This window comes from Methanosarcina sp. DH2 (assembly GCF_020804225.1).
Classification (GTDB): domain Archaea; phylum Halobacteriota; class Methanosarcinia; order Methanosarcinales; family Methanosarcinaceae; genus Methanosarcina.
In genome coordinates this window covers 1-677 of record NZ_WJBI01000037.1, presented here as the reverse complement: position 1 = coordinate 677, position 677 = coordinate 1, and the positions used below count along the sequence as shown (strand labels likewise).

1 pseudogene is annotated in these 677 nt (G+C 46.7%); it reads right to left on the bottom strand.

From position 1 onward, the window contains the following. Nucleotides 1-596 (bottom strand): annotated as a pseudogene (locus tag FXV91_RS19595) (acetyl-CoA decarbonylase/synthase complex subunit beta); the annotation flags it as partial. Nucleotides 597-677: the final 81 nt, after the last annotated feature.

The following is a 677-nucleotide window of genomic DNA, read 5'->3' as shown; positions in this document are numbered from 1 at the left end:
TTGGTCGGAGCAAAGGACTGGCAGAGAGTGCATCCGTAGAAGACATCCACATCTTCATCGTGCAGGTCTTTTGTCCTTAAGTCTCTTGCTTTGAAAACTTCCTTTGCAACTTCGAGCTGCTTCTTGACCTCTTCTTCATCAGTGTAGAATGTCACCTGCATCTTCTCGATAAAGGGCAGTTCTGTCTTGAAGAGCATCATAACAGCTTTTCCGAAGGGTTCAAAGGAGTCCATCTTTGCAGCTGTGTCCTTGGAAACTCTCATCCAGACATCGTACCTCTGGTTCAGGTGCATAATGCCCTGGCAGTAGTTAATGAAGTCGTGGACACGCCTTTCTACGACAGATTCGAGGTCAGTCTCGACAAGTTCTCCGCCAATGTGAAATACCATTGCCCAGGGGTAGGTCTTGCCTTCTTCGAGCTGCTTGAGGTCGGGTCCGACAATTGTTACTTTGTCGTCTTCGATCTCATCCATGGGTTTTGCACGAACGATTTCCAGACCGATGGACTTCGGACCACCGAGTTCAACGAACATGCCTTCTTTCCTTACTCTTTCTCCTTCAAACATTGGGGAAATCTCAAATGGGAATTCTGCCATTGTGCTTTCGCCTCCTGAATAAAATTATAATGCCTCAATTAATTCATCCAGGGCAGCATAGTGATCTGCCTTGCTAAGGTT